This window comes from Microbacterium oxydans, assembly GCF_006540085.1.
Lineage (GTDB): Bacteria > Actinomycetota > Actinomycetes > Actinomycetales > Microbacteriaceae > Microbacterium > Microbacterium oxydans.
In genome coordinates, this window is sequence record NZ_BJOG01000001.1 from 417,936 (window position 1) to 431,886 (window position 13,951).

At 68.7% G+C, this 13,951-nt stretch carries 16 protein-coding genes and 1 pseudogene; 11 read left to right on the plus strand and 6 right to left on the minus strand.

Features of this window, described 5'->3' with window-relative positions; all coding sequences use genetic code 11:
- Window positions 1–4: 4 nt before the first annotated feature.
- Genes MOX01_RS01950 through MOX01_RS01985 form a run of 8 tightly spaced genes read left to right on the plus strand, consistent with a single transcriptional unit; the run spans window position 5 to window position 7,593 of the window.
- Window positions 5–934, plus strand: a complete 930-nt coding sequence (locus tag MOX01_RS01950; protein WP_046748543.1) for a carbohydrate ABC transporter permease — start codon at window positions 5–7, stop codon at window positions 932–934.
- Window positions 931–1,842, plus strand: coding sequence for a carbohydrate ABC transporter permease (locus tag MOX01_RS01955; RefSeq protein ID WP_046748544.1), 912 nt, complete (start codon window positions 931–933; stop codon window positions 1,840–1,842). Before MOX01_RS01950 ends, MOX01_RS01955 begins: the two co-directional genes overlap by 4 nt.
- Complete coding sequence (locus tag MOX01_RS01960; protein ID WP_141368170.1) at window positions 1,839–2,672, plus strand: sugar phosphate isomerase/epimerase family protein; 834 nt, start codon at window positions 1,839–1,841, stop codon at window positions 2,670–2,672. The genes MOX01_RS01955 and MOX01_RS01960 overlap by 4 nt, the downstream gene beginning before the upstream one ends.
- Window positions 2,669–3,787 carry a Gfo/Idh/MocA family protein gene (locus tag MOX01_RS01965; protein WP_141368171.1) on the plus strand — a complete coding sequence of 373 codons (1,119 nt, stop codon included), beginning with the start codon at window positions 2,669–2,671 and terminating at the stop codon, window positions 3,785–3,787. Before MOX01_RS01960 ends, MOX01_RS01965 begins: the two co-directional genes overlap by 4 nt.
- On the plus strand, window positions 3,784–4,644 hold the full coding sequence (locus MOX01_RS01970; RefSeq protein WP_141368172.1) for a sugar phosphate isomerase/epimerase family protein: 861 nt from the start codon (window positions 3,784–3,786) through the stop codon (window positions 4,642–4,644). The genes MOX01_RS01965 and MOX01_RS01970 overlap by 4 nt, the downstream gene beginning before the upstream one ends.
- Window positions 4,641–5,867, plus strand: a complete 1,227-nt coding sequence (locus tag MOX01_RS01975; protein ID WP_170224085.1) for a mannitol dehydrogenase family protein — start codon at window positions 4,641–4,643, stop codon at window positions 5,865–5,867. The genes MOX01_RS01970 and MOX01_RS01975 overlap by 4 nt, the downstream gene beginning before the upstream one ends.
- Window positions 5,864–7,102, plus strand: a complete 1,239-nt coding sequence (manD, locus tag MOX01_RS01980; protein WP_141368174.1) for a D-mannonate dehydratase ManD — start codon at window positions 5,864–5,866, stop codon at window positions 7,100–7,102. The genes MOX01_RS01975 and manD overlap by 4 nt, the downstream gene beginning before the upstream one ends.
- A 5-nt stretch (window positions 7,103–7,107) precedes the next feature.
- Window positions 7,108–7,593, plus strand: coding sequence for a gluconokinase (locus MOX01_RS01985; protein WP_230977774.1), 486 nt, complete (start codon window positions 7,108–7,110; stop codon window positions 7,591–7,593).
- A 26-nt stretch (window positions 7,594–7,619) separates the two neighbouring features.
- Here the strand turns inward: MOX01_RS01985 and MOX01_RS01990 are convergent, their stop codons facing one another.
- On the minus strand, window positions 7,620–8,075 hold the full coding sequence (locus MOX01_RS01990) for an Lrp/AsnC family transcriptional regulator (RefSeq protein WP_141368175.1): 456 nt from the start codon (window positions 8,073–8,075) through the stop codon (window positions 7,620–7,622).
- A gap of 98 nt (window positions 8,076–8,173) precedes the next feature.
- On the opposite strand from MOX01_RS01990, the gene MOX01_RS01995 reads away from it, so the two are divergent.
- Window positions 8,174–8,797: a LysE family translocator gene (locus tag MOX01_RS01995; protein ID WP_141368176.1), complete on the plus strand. Its 624-nt coding sequence runs from the start codon at window positions 8,174–8,176 to the stop codon at window positions 8,795–8,797.
- Between the two features lie 98 nt (window positions 8,798–8,895).
- Entirely contained in the window at window positions 8,896–9,384 is a 489-nt protein-coding gene (locus MOX01_RS02000; RefSeq protein ID WP_371861827.1) for a hypothetical protein, read from the plus strand.
- A 188-nt stretch (window positions 9,385–9,572) separates the two neighbouring features.
- Here the strand turns inward: MOX01_RS02000 and MOX01_RS02010 are convergent.
- A pseudogene (locus MOX01_RS02010) lies at window positions 9,573–9,887 on the minus strand (serine hydrolase); the annotation flags it as partial.
- 172 nt (window positions 9,888–10,059) lie between these two features.
- Here MOX01_RS02010 and MOX01_RS02015 point away from each other — a divergent pair.
- Window positions 10,060–10,662: a hypothetical protein gene (locus MOX01_RS02015; RefSeq protein WP_141368177.1), complete on the plus strand. Its 603-nt coding sequence runs from the start codon at window positions 10,060–10,062 to the stop codon at window positions 10,660–10,662.
- A gap of 54 nt (window positions 10,663–10,716) precedes the next feature.
- Here the strand turns inward: MOX01_RS02015 and MOX01_RS02020 are convergent, their stop codons facing one another.
- The 4 genes from MOX01_RS02020 to MOX01_RS02035 form a co-directional block, all read right to left on the minus strand.
- Window positions 10,717–10,944 (minus strand): RNA-binding S4 domain-containing protein, encoded by a 228-nt coding sequence (locus MOX01_RS02020; protein ID WP_141368178.1) that lies wholly within the window; start codon window positions 10,942–10,944, stop codon window positions 10,717–10,719.
- Between the two features lie 127 nt (window positions 10,945–11,071).
- Complete coding sequence (locus MOX01_RS02025; RefSeq protein WP_141368179.1) at window positions 11,072–11,881, minus strand: hypothetical protein; 810 nt, start codon at window positions 11,879–11,881, stop codon at window positions 11,072–11,074.
- Between the two features lie 79 nt (window positions 11,882–11,960).
- On the minus strand, window positions 11,961–13,277 hold the full coding sequence (locus tag MOX01_RS02030) for a sensor histidine kinase (RefSeq protein WP_170224086.1): 1,317 nt from the start codon (window positions 13,275–13,277) through the stop codon (window positions 11,961–11,963).
- A complete protein-coding gene (locus MOX01_RS02035) occupies window positions 13,270–13,947 on the minus strand; it encodes a response regulator transcription factor (protein ID WP_141368180.1) in 678 nt (225 codons plus the stop codon). Before MOX01_RS02035 ends, MOX01_RS02030 begins: the two co-directional genes overlap by 8 nt.
- Window positions 13,948–13,951: the final 4 nt, after the last annotated feature.

Below are 13,951 nucleotides of genomic sequence, written 5' to 3' on the forward strand. Positions count from 1 at the left end.
GCACATGGCGATCGCCACCGACACGCGTCGGAAACGGACCGACGACACCCCGCCGAGCGAGCGGCCCCGCCCGCTGTGGATGCTGCTGCCCGGCGGGGTGCTGATGACACTGCTGATCCTGGTGCCGCTGCTGCTGGCCTTCTGGATCTCGATGCTCGACCTGGACCAGTACACGATCCGGCAGTGGCTGCAGGCGCCGTTCGTCGGATTGGGCAACTTCGTCGAGGCGTTCTCCTCCTCGCCGCTGCTGCGCGGGATCGGGCTGAGCGTCAGCTATGCGCTGATCGTGTCGGTGGCGGCGATCCCGATCGGAGTCACGGCGGCGCTGGCCACGCAGAACGCCTTCCGCGGTCGCGGGCTGGTGCGCTCCGTCTACCTGATCCCGTACATCCTCCCCGCCTTCGTGGTGGCCACGGTCTTTCGGGCGATGTTCCAGCCCGAAGGAGTGGTCGACGAGGCATTCGGCGTGTTCGGGGTCGACCCGGGGCTGTGGCTCAACGGGCCGCAGAGCTATTGGACCCTGGTCATCGCGCAGCTCTGGGTGAGCTGGCCGTTCGTGTACCTGTTGACGCTGGCCGGACTGCAGGCGGTGGATGCGGAGGTGCACGAGGCCGCGGCGCTCGACGGCGCGGGGTGGGGCATCAAGCTGCGCAAGGTCATCCTCCCGTATCTGCGCGGATCGATCCTGCTGGCATTCATCCTCACCTTCCTGCACAGCATCAACGCCTTCACGATGCCGTTCGTGCTCTTCGGGATACCGGCGCCGGTCGATGTCGAGGTGCTGCCGGTCCTCACCTACGTCACGGCGTTCCAGAGCTTCCGGTTCGGCCTCTCGGCGGCCATGGCGGTGGCCTCGCTCGCGATCGTCGCGATCCCCCTGTTCATCTACCTGCGCGCCGTGCGCCTGGACACCGGAGAGGACGCGAAGCGATGAGCGCCACCACCACGATCGCGCAGGTCAACCCGCGCCGGAGCCGCCCCGGCGGTCACAGCCAGGTGGATCGGCTGCTGCCGCGCCCGCTTCTGGCTGCCGCGAACATCGTCCTGTGCCTGCTCGTGTTCGGGCCTGTCTCGTACATGCTGTTCGCCTCGATCAATGCGGATGTCGCGGTCGCCGGCGGCGCGTACTGGCCGACCGAGCTCCGGCTCGACAACTACGTCAAGGTGTGGCGCAGCGTCGATCTCGCGGGAGGGCTGGCCAACAGCCTCCTGATCTGCGGCGCGGTCGCCGTCGTCTGCGCGGCCGTCGCGGTCTCGATGGCGTGGGTGTTGGTGCGCTTCACCTTCATCGGACGCGTCACGATCCTTCGAGGACTGCTCGGGCTGCAGTCGGTCCCCGGCACGCTCATGCTGCTTCCGGTGTTCGTGATGTTCTCGACGCTCTCATCGGTGCTGCGCATCCCCACCATCGGCACCCACTGGTCGGTGTTCGTCACTTATCTCACCTTCGCGCTGCCGTTCTCGACCTGGGTGATGGTGACGTACATCCGCGGACTGCCGCGCGAGCTCGAGGAGGCCGCGCGCATGGACGGTGCCTCGAACTTCCGGGTCCTCACGCGCATCGTGCTGCCGCTGAGCTGGCCGGGGATCGTGGTCTCCGCGATCTTCGCATTCCTGCAGGGCTGGAACGACGTGCTGTTCGCCTCGGTCATGACCAACCGCGACAGCCGCACCGCCGCGGTGGCCCTGCAGATCTTCGGCGCGACGCAGGAGACGGGAGCCGTGCCCCTGTACGGGCAGATGATGGCGGCCTCGCTCATCTGCGCGATCCCCGTCGTCGTGCTCTACCTCGTGTTCCAGCGTTATCTCGTAGGCGGTCTCACCGCAGGAGGAGTGAAATGACCCCGTGGAAGCTCTCAGGATTCGGTGACGAGATCGATCCCGATCCGGCCGTGCAGATCGCCGTGCTCCAGGCGCTCGGCGCGCGGCACATCGAGGTGCGCAGCGCGTGGGGGGTGAACGTCGTCGATCTCGACGAGTCGCAGCTCGCGCAGCTCGCGGCCGTGGTGCGCGAGCGCGGCATGGCGGTGTCGGCGATCGCGTCGCCGATCGGCAAGGTCGATGTGTCTCTGCCGGTCGAGCACGAGGTCGGTCGGCTGCAACGGGCGATCCGTGCGGCCGAGGTGCTGGAGACCCCGTACATACGCATCTTCTCGTTCTTCCGTGCGGAGCACCTCTCAGCGGACGACATCCGCGACGACGTGCTCGTGCGCATGACAGCGCTCGCCCGCACCGCCGAAGCGGCCGGGGTCACCCTCGTGCACGAGAACGAGAAGGACATCTACGGCGACATCCCCTCGCGCGTGCTCGACGTGATCGAGTCGGTCGGCTCCGACCGACTGCGCGTCGCCTGGGACAACGCCAACTTCGTCCAGGTCGGCGTCCGGCCGTTCACCGACGGCTACGCCAAGCTGCGGCCGCACCTCGAGTATCTGCAGCTGAAGGACGCTCTCGCCGCGACGGGTGAGGTCGTCCCGGTGGGTGACGGCGACGGCGAACTTCGCGAGACACTCACGGCCCTGCGCGACGACGGCTATGCGGGGTTCGCCTCGCTCGAACCCCACCTCACCGACGTCAACGCGCTCGGCGGCTTCTCGGGGCCTGAGGCCTTCGGTCGTGCCGGACGAGCCCTTCGCACACTCACAGACGAGATCGGAGTCACCCTCTCATGACCGACGGAATCCTCGACGTCGCCATCGTCGGATGCGGCATCATCGGCGTCAACCACGCCAGAGCGATCGCGGCCACCGCCGGCCTGCGCATCGTCGCGGTCGTCGACGAAGTGCCGACCGCGACCGATCGGCTGGCCGACCTCATCGTCGAAGAACTGGGCGGAGAGCGCCCATCCACGCACGCCGATATCGAGTCGATCCCCGACGACATCGATGTGGTCGTCATCTGCACCCCGAGCGGTTCCCATGTCGAACTCGCCGAGCGGGCGGTCACGCGGGGGATGCACGTCGTGCTCGAGAAGCCCCTCGACGTGTCGATGGAGCGCGGTCGCCGTCTGGCCTCGATCGCACGGGACGCCGAGGCGCACGGCATCCGGATCTCAGTGATCAGCCAGCACCGCTTCGACCCGGGCGCGGTGGCCGTCGCTGAGGCCGCCCACACCGGACGCCTGGGGCGGATCACGAGCGCTGTCGCCTCCGTGCCCTGGTGGCGCTCGCAGGAGTACTACGACTCGGGCGCCTGGCGGGGCACGTGGGAGCTCGATGGCGGAGGTGCCGTGATGAACCAGGGCGTGCACACCGTCGACCTGCTGCTGTGGTTCCTCGGCACCCCTGTCGACGTGTTCGCCCACACCGCGCTGCTCGCGCACGAGCGGGTCGAGGTCGAAGACGTGGCGGTCGTCACGGTGCGTTTCGAGTCGGGCGCGCTCGCCGTTCTGCACGCCACGACCGCCGCCTTCCCCGAGCAGCCGGTGCGGCTGGCCGTGCACGGCGCGCAGGGGACCGGCATCATCGAGAACGACCAGCTCGCGCGGTTGTGGGTGGACGGCGACACCGCCGACCGCAGCGTCGACTGGGTGCCCGAGGGGCATCGGCTCGGCGACGACCGTGACCCGCAGGCGTTCGCCGAGGGTCACGCCCGCCAGTACGCCGACATCGTCGAGAGCATCCGTGAGGAGAGAGCCTCGCGGGTCGGCGTACCCGAAGCGCTGCTGGCGCTCGCCGTGGTGCGCGGCATCTACGTGTCGGCGACCACCGGCTCTGCGGTACGCGTCGCCGACCTGATCGACGGCACCGTCGACGATGCGGACGTACGGACGGGAGGCATCGCATGAAGTTCTCGGTGTTCACGGCGGCGACCCCCGACTGGGAGCCGGCGGAGGCGGCTCGCCGCATCGCCGCGATCGGCTACGACGGCATCGAGTGGCGCATCACCGACCAGGACGAGGCCGACCCGCCCGGATTCTGGGCCGGGAATCGCGCGACCTGGCCGCTCGCCGGGCTCGAAGGGTCGGTCTCCGAGATCGCCCGCATCACCCGCGAGGCCGGGCTGGAGTTCAGCGGCATCGGCGGCTACGCGCTCGCACCCGACCACGACGATGTGCTGCGGACGCTCAGGGCCACCGCAGAACTCGGTGCGCGTCAGGTGCGCGTGCGCATCCCTTTCAACGACACCCAGGACTATCGCACGGTGTTCGCGCAGACCAGGGACGACCTGGAGTGGGCCTCCCGCGAGGCGGGGGCACTCGGCGTGAAGGTGCTCGTCGAGCTGCACCATCAGACGATCTCGGCGTCGGCGTCGGCTGCCCTCCGCCTGGTCGACGGCATCGACCCGCGCACCATCGGTGTGATCCACGACCTGGGCAACCTCGTGATCGAAGGGCAGGAGGACACTCGCGCCGGCCTGCAACTCCTGGGGGAGTACCTCGCGCACGTGCATGTGAAGAACGCCGTCTGGCAGCGCACCGGGCAGACCGGGCTCGACGGCGATGTGCGCTGGGAGTCGGCATGGGCTCCGCTTCGCGAGGGCATCGCCAGCGTGCCGGACTATTTCCGCGCCCTCGCCGAGGTCGGCTACGACGGCTGGGTGACGCTGGAGGACTTCTCGACGGATGCTCCGCTGGAGGAGCGCCTGATCGACGACCTCGCCTTCCTCCGCGCGTCTGCCGGCGCCGCCGGCATCGGATCGTGACCGGGCCTGCGCGCACGCAGCATCCCCCGCTCCGTGCCGCTCATCTGGGTCTCGGCGCCTTCCATCGGGCTCACCAGGCCTGGTACACCCAGCAGGCGAACGAGCGTGCAACCGCAGACGACGGGTGGGGCATCGCCGCTTTCACCGGGCGTGCCCCTGAGGCCGCAGAGCTGCTGTCGCGCAACGACGGCGTGTACACGGTGCTGGAGCGCTCCGCCGAGGGAGACCGGGCGACGACCGTGCAGTCGATCGTGCGGGCGGTACCCGGATCGGATGAGCGGGCCTGGCTCGACACTCTCACCGATCCTCGGGTCGCGGTTCTGACCGTGACGGTCACCGAGGCGGGGTACTCGGCCGGTTCCGGGGTTCCGCGGCGCATCGCCGACGGCCTCGTCGCGCGAGCGCGGGCCGGTGCAGGACCCATCGCGGTCGTGAGCTGCGACAACCTGCCGCAGAACGGTCGGGCGCTGCGGGACGTGGTGCGCAAAGCCGCCGGGCCCCAGGCTGTGCGACTCTCAGACATCGCGTCGTTCGTCGACACGGTGGTGGACCGGATCACCCCTGCCGTCACGCCGGCCGACATCGACGCCGTGCGGAAGCTCACCGGCCTCGACGATCCGTCCGCGGTGGTCACCGAACCGTTCGCGGAATGGATCCTCGCGGGCGAGTTCCCCGGGGGTTCTCCGGACTGGGCGCAGGTCGGAGCCAGATTCGTCGCCGATGTCGGGCCGTACGAAGCGCGCAAGCTCTACCTGCTCAACGCCGGGCACACCTTCCTCGCCGCAGCAGGGCGGTTGCGGGGCTACGACACGATCGCAGAGGCGTTCGGCGATGCCGACCTGCGCGCCGACACCGAGGCGCTGTGGGCTGCGCAGCGCACCGCGGTCGACCTGCCGGTCGCGGAGCTCGACGGATGGCTCGACGATCTGCGCCTCCGCTTCTCGAATCCGCGCATCGCCCATCGGCTCGACCAGATCCGTCGGGACAGTCCGATCAAGGTGGCGCTGCGCCTCGTCGCTCCCCTGCGGAGACGCCGAGAGGCCGGCGATGCCGCCGACGACGCGCAGCTGCACGCCGTGGAGAGCTGGATCCGCTCCCTCGTCGAACTCGACCCGACCGACCCCGCGACGGCCCTGATCGCCCGCACCATCTCCGCCCTGCCCGCGGCTGACCGCGCACGCACCGTCATCGACCACCTCACTCCCGAAGGGACCCTCGCATGAGCATCGACAAGGCTGAGGTCATCGTCACCAGCCCCGACCGGAACTTCGTCACTCTCAAGCTCACGACGGCCGACGGCATCTCCGGCCTCGGCGACGCGACCCTCAACGGGCGTGAGCTCGCCGTCGTCGCGTACCTCACCGAGCACGTCGTGCCGCTGCTGATCGGCGCCGACGAGGACCGCATCGAAGACACCTGGCAGTTCCTCTACCGGAGCGCGTACTGGCGCAGGGGACCCGTCACGATGGCCGCTGTCGCGGCGGTCGACATGGCGCTGTGGGATATCAAGGGCAAGAAGGCGGGGATGCCCGTCTACCAGCTCCTTGGCGGAGCCAGCCGCACCGGGCTTCTCGCCTACGGTCACGCGTCGGGCAAGGAGCTGCCTGAACTGTTCGACTCCGTGCGCGCGCACCTCGACCAGGGGTATCGGGCGATCCGGATCCAGACCGGTGTTCCCGGGCTCAAGGCCATCTACGGCATCGCTTCGCAGGCCGCCGACACCGGAGGGGGAGAAGCCCGGTACGACCATGAGCCGGCACGTCGAGGGGCGAGGCCCGTCGAAGAGGACTGGGATACCCGCGCCTACCTGAACCACCTGCCCGGCGTCTTCGAGGCGGTGCGCAACGAGTTCGGCCCCGACATCCCGCTGCTGCACGACGGCCACCACCGGATGACGCCGATCCAGGCGGCGAAGCTCGGCAAGGCTCTCGAGCCGTACGACCTGTTCTGGCTCGAGGACTGCACCCCCGCCGAGAACCAGGAGGCGCTGCGACTCGTGCGCCAGCACACGACCACGCCCCTCGCGATCGGCGAGATCTTCAACACCGTCTGGGATTTCAAGGACATCATCCGCGACCAGCTCATCGACTACGTGCGCGGGGCCGTGACCCACATGGGCGGCATCAGTCCGCTGAAGAAGACACTCGACTACGCGGCGATGTACCAGATCAAGTCCGGCATGCACGGGCCCACCGACATCTCGCCGGTCGGCATGGCGGCGGCGATGCACCTCGGCCTCGCGATCCACAACTTCGGCATCCAGGAGTACATGCAGCACGGCTCGCGTACCGACCAGGTGTTCCAGCAGTCCTTCACCTGGCGTGGCGGACTGCTGCACCCCGGCGACAAGCCGGGCCTGGGCGTCGAGCTCGACGTCGATGAGGCGGGCAAGTACCCGTACGAGCGGGCGTACCTGCCCTATAACCGGCTGGCGGATGGAACGGTGCACGACTGGTGACTCTGGTGACCAGGCCGATCGTCGTCATGGGGGTGTCCGGGGCGGGCAAGACGACGGTCGGCCGGGACCTCGCACATCGGCTCGGGGTCTCGTTCATCGATGCGGACGATCTGCACGGCTCGGAGAACGTCGCCAAGATGGCGGCAGGGATCCCTCTCGATGACGATGACCGGTGGCCGTGGCTCGACCGGGTCGGGGTGGCGCTCGCCGCGGACCCCGGGGTCGTCATCGCGTGCTCGGCGTTGAAGCGGAGATACCGCGATCGGCTGCGCGCATCGGCCCCTGACACGGTGTTCGTGCACCTCGACGCACCGAAGGAGCGGGTCACGGAGCAGGCGACTGCGCGCCGCGGTCACTTCATGCCACCCGCGCTGCTGGCGTCGCAGTTGCAGACGTTGGAGCCGCTCGGGGCGGACGAGGACGGGATCACGGTGACGGTGGATGGCACGGCCGGAGAGCTCGTGGAGCGCATCCGTCAGCATCTCGTCTGAGAACGTCCGCCACCTTCGAGCCGCGCTCAGGGGATCGGCACTGCGCGGTCCGCGCCGAGTCGCTTCATCACCATCGTCGACGTCAATCGCTGCACGCCCGGCAGGGCTCCGAGGGTGTTGTCGTAGAGCTCCTGGTACGAACCCATGTCACGCGTGAGGATGCGCAGCATGTAGTCGGGGTCGCCGAACAGGCGCTGTGCCTCGACGACCGCGGGGATGGACACCACCGCCTCTTCGAAGGCGACGATGGTGTCCTTGTCGGTGCGTCCGATCGTGACGAACACGATGGCCTCGAAAGTCAGGCCGACGGCTGCAGGGGCCACCACCGCCCGGTACCTCTCGATGGCTCCGGACTGCTCCAGCTCCTTGAGGCGACGATGGCACGCGGACAGGCTCAAGCCGACCTGGGAGGCGAGGTGGGTCGCGCTCATCCGGCCGTCGTCCTGGAGAAGAGAGAGAATCTCCCGGTCAAGTGCATCCATGGTGACAATCCTTGCAGCTCGAGGCGGCGATGGTCCGAAGAATCGAAGCACCTTTCGCGTGATCCTTCGTAGTCTCTTCCTCGAATCGAGGAGAACCGATGGATATCGCGCTGGTCATGCAGTTCTGGGTGGTCGCCGTCATGCTCGCGCTGACGCCGGGCGCTGATTGGGCCTATGCGATCTCCGCCGGCCTGCGTGCTCGCTCGATCGCGCCATCGATCCTCGGGATGATCGCGGGTTACACCGTCGTGATCGTCGCCGTCGCGCTCGGCCTCGGCGCGCTGGTCACCACGTATCCCGTCACCCTCACGACGCTGACGGTGGTCGGCGCGCTCTACCTGATCTTCCTCGGGGCGACGACGCTCGCCAGCCGCCCGGCGCCGATCGCCGAGAGCGGCGAGCCGATCGCCACGGGCGGATGGGCGCAGTTCCTGCGCGGCTCCGGCGTGAGCGGCATCAACCCGAAGGGCCTGCTACTCCTGCTCGCGCTGCTGCCCCAGTTCACGAGCGCGAGCGGATGGCCGTCGACGACGCAGATGCTCGCCCTCGGTGGACTGCACCTCCTCAACATCGCGATCGTGTACACGACCGTCGGCCTGCTCGCCCGTCGTCTGCTGCGCACGCGACCGCGCGCCAGCTCGGTGGTCACCCGGATCGCCGGCATCGCCATGACCGTCATCGGCGTGGGGATCCTCCTCGAGCAGGTGCTCGAGTGGCTGTGAGAACCGTGCGCTTTTCACCGGCCATCGACCGCCGCAACCCCGCACCGTCGAGGTAGCGTCGAAGAGGCGGACTGTGATCGGCGGGAGATGAGGACTGCGTGACTTCCATGGTGCGTACGACCACTGCACTCCGGCTGCTGCTGCCGGCCTTCCTGCTCGGCGCGATCATCGCGATCTCGTTCCTCGAGGCGCCGTTGAAGTTCCTCGCGCCGGGGGTCACGATCCCGATCGGACTCGGTATCGGACGACTCGTCTTCACCGCGTTGAACGTACTCGTGGGTGTCGTGCTGCTCGTGCTCACCGTCGTGACCGTGCGGGCGAGGGCCGGCCGTGCGGCACCGGGCATCCTCGCCGCGATCTGGGTCGTGTACCTCGTCGAGGTCGCGGTCATCCGTCCGGTGCTCAATCAGCGCAGCGATCTGGTGATCGCGGGTGCCGAGACCCCGGGGACGAACTGGGCGCACTATGCGTACATCGCCGCAGAAGTGGCCATCGTCGGGCTGCTCGTCGCTCTGACACTGGTCACGGTGCGCTCGGTGCTCGCCCTGCACGAACCGCGAGAATCGGTGGGTGAAGGGGCGTCCTGACGTTCAGTCCGCCGATGCCGAGAGCTGGTCGTGCAGGTTGAACACCTCGGTGAGAGGCGTGGCCGCCTGATCGGCGCGGCCTTCGAGCCCGACGAAGAACTCCGACATCGATGCCTCCCATCGCGCTGCGACCGGAGAGGCTGCGAGGTAGGCGCGTGCCGCCTCGTCGTCTCCCGCTCCTTCGCGGGGACGCCGGAGAGGAATCCCGCGGCGACGAAGACTTTGAGGGTGGAGGCGTAGCCGAATCTCTCATCCGCCCGGTACGAGATGGTCTCCCCTGTTCCGGTGTCCACGGCGCTGACGCCGATTCGGGCGGAGTAGTCCTTTTCCAGGCGCTGCAGCGACGCAGACAGGTCGATCGAGGTGGATGCTGTCGCGGTCGGCGGCGTGCTGGGTGTGGGAGGTCTGCTCGCGCCGTCGGACCCGGTGCACCCGGTGAGCGCGGCGAGCGTGAGGGCCATGGACAACGCGATCTGTCCACGCAGGCGGTTGGCCTTGCGCATGGAGTTCCTTTCGAACGGATTCCAGGGTTCCAGGTCCTCTGCAGGGGGTAACCCCACACATTCCGATCTATCGGCATACTTACAGCCTCAGCGCCTCCCGACTCCGTTAAGAGTGAAATGTTAGATGACAGCGGCCCAGATCGTGGTCGTACCGCACTGTCTGGAGGAAATCATGAAGTTGAAGAGTCGAATCGTCGCGGCGGGCGTCACCGCCGTCATGGCCGCGGGTGTCGCGTTCATCGGCGCCCCGGCCGCCAGCGCCGCGGATGGCGCACAGGTCGATCACCTCGGTGAGATGAACCACCCCTTCGCGCCGAGCGCCGACCCGAGACTGGGTGGCCAAGCCGGTGTCGGCTGGCTCCGAGGGCCTGACGGCTCGATCGGCGGCATGTCGAACGACCAGACCTTCGGCTCACCCGCCGCGGTCACGCTCGACGACAACGTCGATACGGTCCGTGCCGGCGAAACGATCAGCATCACGGTCTCGGCGACGAACACGTCGACGTTCGCTCGGGGTATCAGCATGGCCGTTCCGAGCATCAAAGGTGTGACGGCGACCGCGGCGGAGTCCACCAGCGGCACGCCGATCCTCAGCAACACGCATGTGTTCGTCGCGTTCGATGAGCTCGACCCCGGTGAGACCGGAACCATCGTGATCGACGCGAAGATCGGCAATGTCCCCGCGGGCACGAAGCTCCCGACGAAGGCGTATGTGTATCAGACGATGTACGGGCCGTCTTCGCAGATCGTCGACACCGACACCGTCGTCGACTAGTCCGTGCAGGTGGGGTGCGGTCGGTCTTTCGGGTCCAGCCGTGCCCCGCTGCGGTCAGGGACGGACGCGGACCGTGCGGCCCTCGAACGACACCAGATCGCCGTCGCGCAGCTGGCGTCCTCGCCGCCGATCCACCTCGTCGTTGACGGTCACGTATCCGTCGATGATGACCTCTTTGGCGTCGCCGCCCGAGTCGAGGAGGCCGGCGAACTTCAGGAACTGTCCGAGGCGGATCACCTCACCGCCGATGGAGATGTCGTCGATCGGATCGGTGTTCGTCATCCTTGAATGCTAATCGCCTTCGAGGTGGGGGCGTGCGCGCTCGCCGCGGTGCGGACAGCCACGATCTGAACGGCGACAGCACCCCCGGCGAAACGAGGGTGCTGTTCATCGGCCCGGCCCGGCCGGCTCAGTCGATATCGGTTCCGACGACCGCGAAGTCGGCGTTGAAGTCGATGTCCACCGAGCGGTTGTCGGTCGTGAGGACCGACGCGTCATAGGGGCTCACGTCGTCGCCGTCCACGTCGAGGTCGGTGATCATGCCCTCGGCCTCGGCGAGTGCGGCGGAGACCAGTGCGCGGATCGTCTGGTCGTCGAGAGCGAGTGCGGGACCCGTGTCGTCGCCGTCGGCCACATCGGTCGAGATGACGGATGCCGCCAGGCTGCTGTCGACGCGTACCTCGGTCTCGTCGCCGGAGGTCGTGGTCAGCTGCACCTCCCACGTGCCGTCGCGCTTGGCGTCGATCGAGGTCACCTCGCCGTCGGCGACCCCGCGTGCGGCGGCCGCGATCTTGATCAGCTCGTCGGCCGATGCGCTGCCGATGCCGGTCACGGGGCCTCGATCGTTCGAGGGGGCGTTCCCGCGGTCGTCGCCGCGGTCGTCTCCTCGCTGACCGTGGTCGTCCGCGTCGTCATGGCGGGGGCCGTCGGAGATCGAGGATCGATCGTCGTCGCCGAACTCGTCGCCGATCGCCGCACCTACGGCGATGCCGCCACCTGCGAGGACCACGGCCGCCGCGATGCCGCCTCCGATGAGGAGAGCGCGCTTGCGTCCGGGCTTCGGCTCGGCCGGTGCGGCAGGAGCCGCCGCCGGAGCGGTCGGGTACGCGGTGGCGTCAGGCGCCTGGGGCGCGGAACCCGGAGCCGGGGCCACCGGCAGTGTCTGCGCGTCCGGGGTGCTCTCGGGCGTCTGGTCGGGAGTGGGTGTCTTGTCGTCCATATCTCGATGGTCCCGCGCCGGCGCTGAAGCCTCCCTGAAGCGTCCTGAAAACGTCTTCAGGAACCGATACTCCAGGCTTTCAGCCGGCGAGGGGCAGGGTGAGGACGAAGCGTGCGCCGCCCCAGCGGGAGTCGTCGACCACGAGGGTGCCGCGGGCGGAGCCGGCGATTCCTCGGGCGATCGCGAGGCCGAGGCCGCTGCCTCCGGCGTCACGGCTGCGGGCCTCGTCGAGCCGGACGAAGCGCTCGAAGATCCGCTCCCGCTCCTCGGCGAGAACCCCGGCTCCGTCGTCTTCCACCGTCACGAACACGTATCCGTCCGAGGGGATCACCGCGATCGCCACCCGACCTCGACTGTGGCGGGCGGCATTGTCTGCGAGGTTGCGCACCAGCTGGCCGAGCAGGCGCGGGTCGCCGTGCACCCGTGCGGCATGGATGCCGGTACCGTCGACGTCGAGCCCCGCCGCGCGGAGTCGGCGCACCTCGCCGAGCGCGATGTCGTCGAGGTCGACCGCCTCGTCGAGCGTGCTCGCACCCTCGTCGAGGCGGGCGAGAAGCAGCAGCGATTCGACGATGCCCTGCAGTCGGAGCCCCTCTTCCGAGACGACCTCTGCGAGCTCGCCGATGCTGGTGACCTCGGGGTGGGCCTGGGCGAGCTCTGCGTGCTGACGGATGGTCGCAAGGGGAGAGCGCAGCTCGTGCGAGGCGTCGGACACGAAGCGTCGCTGAGCGGTGGCTGCGGCATCGAGGCGGTTGAGCATGCCGTTCATGGTGGTCGCGAGGGCAGCGATCTCATCCGCCGTCTCGGGCACCGGCACCCGCTGGTGCAGGCGTTCGGCAGTGATGCCGTCGACCTCTTCGCGGATGCGTTCCACCGGACGCAGCGCGCGACCCACGACCAGCCAGGTGGTCACGGCCACGAGCAGCAGCAGCAGCGGGACCGCGATGGCGAGCAACGTCGCGACCGTCGCCAGGGTCTCTGCGTCGTCGTCCATCGAGACCGCGAGCACGAGCGTCTGATCGCCGTCGATGTCTTCCGAGACCACCAGGACGGTGTCGCCGTCGACGGTGGTCGTCTGCGGGTCGTCGTCGGCGGGGAGCGGGGTCGAACCCAGTTTGTCGCGAGCCTCCTCGCTCGCGGCACGTACCGAGCCGTCCGGACCGAGGATCTGCAGGATCTCGTCTTCGAGAGCGTCCACCCCCTTGCCGCCCGGCCCGCCGGCACGTTCGGCGAGCTCGCTGAGCCGCTGTTCCGCAGCGCGCTCGGTGCTGCTGTGGATGCTCGCGCTCAGCACACCGTAGAACGAGAAGGCTCCGATCAGCAGGGCGACGGCGACGACGACGGTGGCACCGAGTGTGGTCCTGCCGCGCACCGTGCGCCAGCTGCGGTTAGCCACCGTCGGCCGCCAGTCGATAGCCCGCACCGCGGATGGTCTCGATGGCCTCACGACCGAACGGCTTGTCGAGTTTGCGGCGGAGGTGCCCGACGTAGACCTCGACGATGTTGGGGTCGCCGTCGAAGTCGTCGTCCCAGACGCCGTCGATGAGGGCGCGCTTCGACAGCACCTGCCCGCGATGACGCATGAGGTACTCGAGCACGGAGAACTCCCGAGCGGTGAGGCTCACCGGGGTCTCGCCGCGCCAGACCCGGTGTGCGGCAGGGTCGAGCCGCAGATCGCCCGCCTCCAGGATCGCCGGGCGGGCGACGGCTCCACGGCGCACGAGGGCGCGGAGCCGTGCGACGAGGATCGCGAACGAGAACGGCTTGGTGACGTAGTCGTCGGCTCCGGTCTCGAGTGCCTCGACCTGGTCCCACTCGCCGTCCTTCGCGGTGAGCATCAGCACGGGCGTCCAGTTCTCCTCGGCGCGCAGTGCTTCGCAGACCTTCCATCCGCTCATGCCCGGCATCATCAGGTCGAGCACGATCGCGTCGTACCGCGTCTCGCGTGCACGCCAGAGTCCGTCGACGCCGTTGTGCGCGACGTCGACCGCGAAGCCCTCGGCCTCGAGCCCGCGGCGCACGCCTTCGGCCAGGCGCACCTCGTCGTCAACCACCAGGATCCGCATTCCT

Bases quoted from the DNA above. Each gene is read 5' to 3' on its own strand.
- MOX01_RS01950 (WP_046748543.1), top strand. From the start codon at position 5: ATGGCGATCGCCACCGACACGCGTCGGAAACGGACCGACGACACCCCG.
- MOX01_RS01955 (WP_046748544.1), top strand. From the start codon at position 931: ATGAGCGCCACCACCACGATCGCGCAGGTCAACCCGCGCCGGAGCCGC.
- MOX01_RS01960 (WP_141368170.1), top strand. From the start codon at position 1,839: ATGACCCCGTGGAAGCTCTCAGGATTCGGTGACGAGATCGATCCCGAT.
- MOX01_RS01965 (WP_141368171.1), top strand. From the start codon at position 2,669: ATGACCGACGGAATCCTCGACGTCGCCATCGTCGGATGCGGCATCATC.
- MOX01_RS01970 (WP_141368172.1), top strand. From the start codon at position 3,784: ATGAAGTTCTCGGTGTTCACGGCGGCGACCCCCGACTGGGAGCCGGCG.
- manD (WP_141368174.1), top strand. From the start codon at position 5,864: ATGAGCATCGACAAGGCTGAGGTCATCGTCACCAGCCCCGACCGGAAC.
- MOX01_RS01990 (WP_141368175.1), bottom strand. From the start codon at position 8,075: ATGGATGCACTTGACCGGGAGATTCTCTCTCTTCTCCAGGACGACGGC.
- MOX01_RS01995 (WP_141368176.1), top strand. From the start codon at position 8,174: ATGGATATCGCGCTGGTCATGCAGTTCTGGGTGGTCGCCGTCATGCTC.
- MOX01_RS02015 (WP_141368177.1), top strand. From the start codon at position 10,060: ATGAAGTTGAAGAGTCGAATCGTCGCGGCGGGCGTCACCGCCGTCATG.
- MOX01_RS02020 (WP_141368178.1), bottom strand. From the start codon at position 10,944: ATGACGAACACCGATCCGATCGACGACATCTCCATCGGCGGTGAGGTG.
- MOX01_RS02025 (WP_141368179.1), bottom strand. From the start codon at position 11,881: ATGGACGACAAGACACCCACTCCCGACCAGACGCCCGAGAGCACCCCG.
- MOX01_RS02035 (WP_141368180.1), bottom strand. From the start codon at position 13,947: ATGCGGATCCTGGTGGTTGACGACGAGGTGCGCCTGGCCGAAGGCGTG.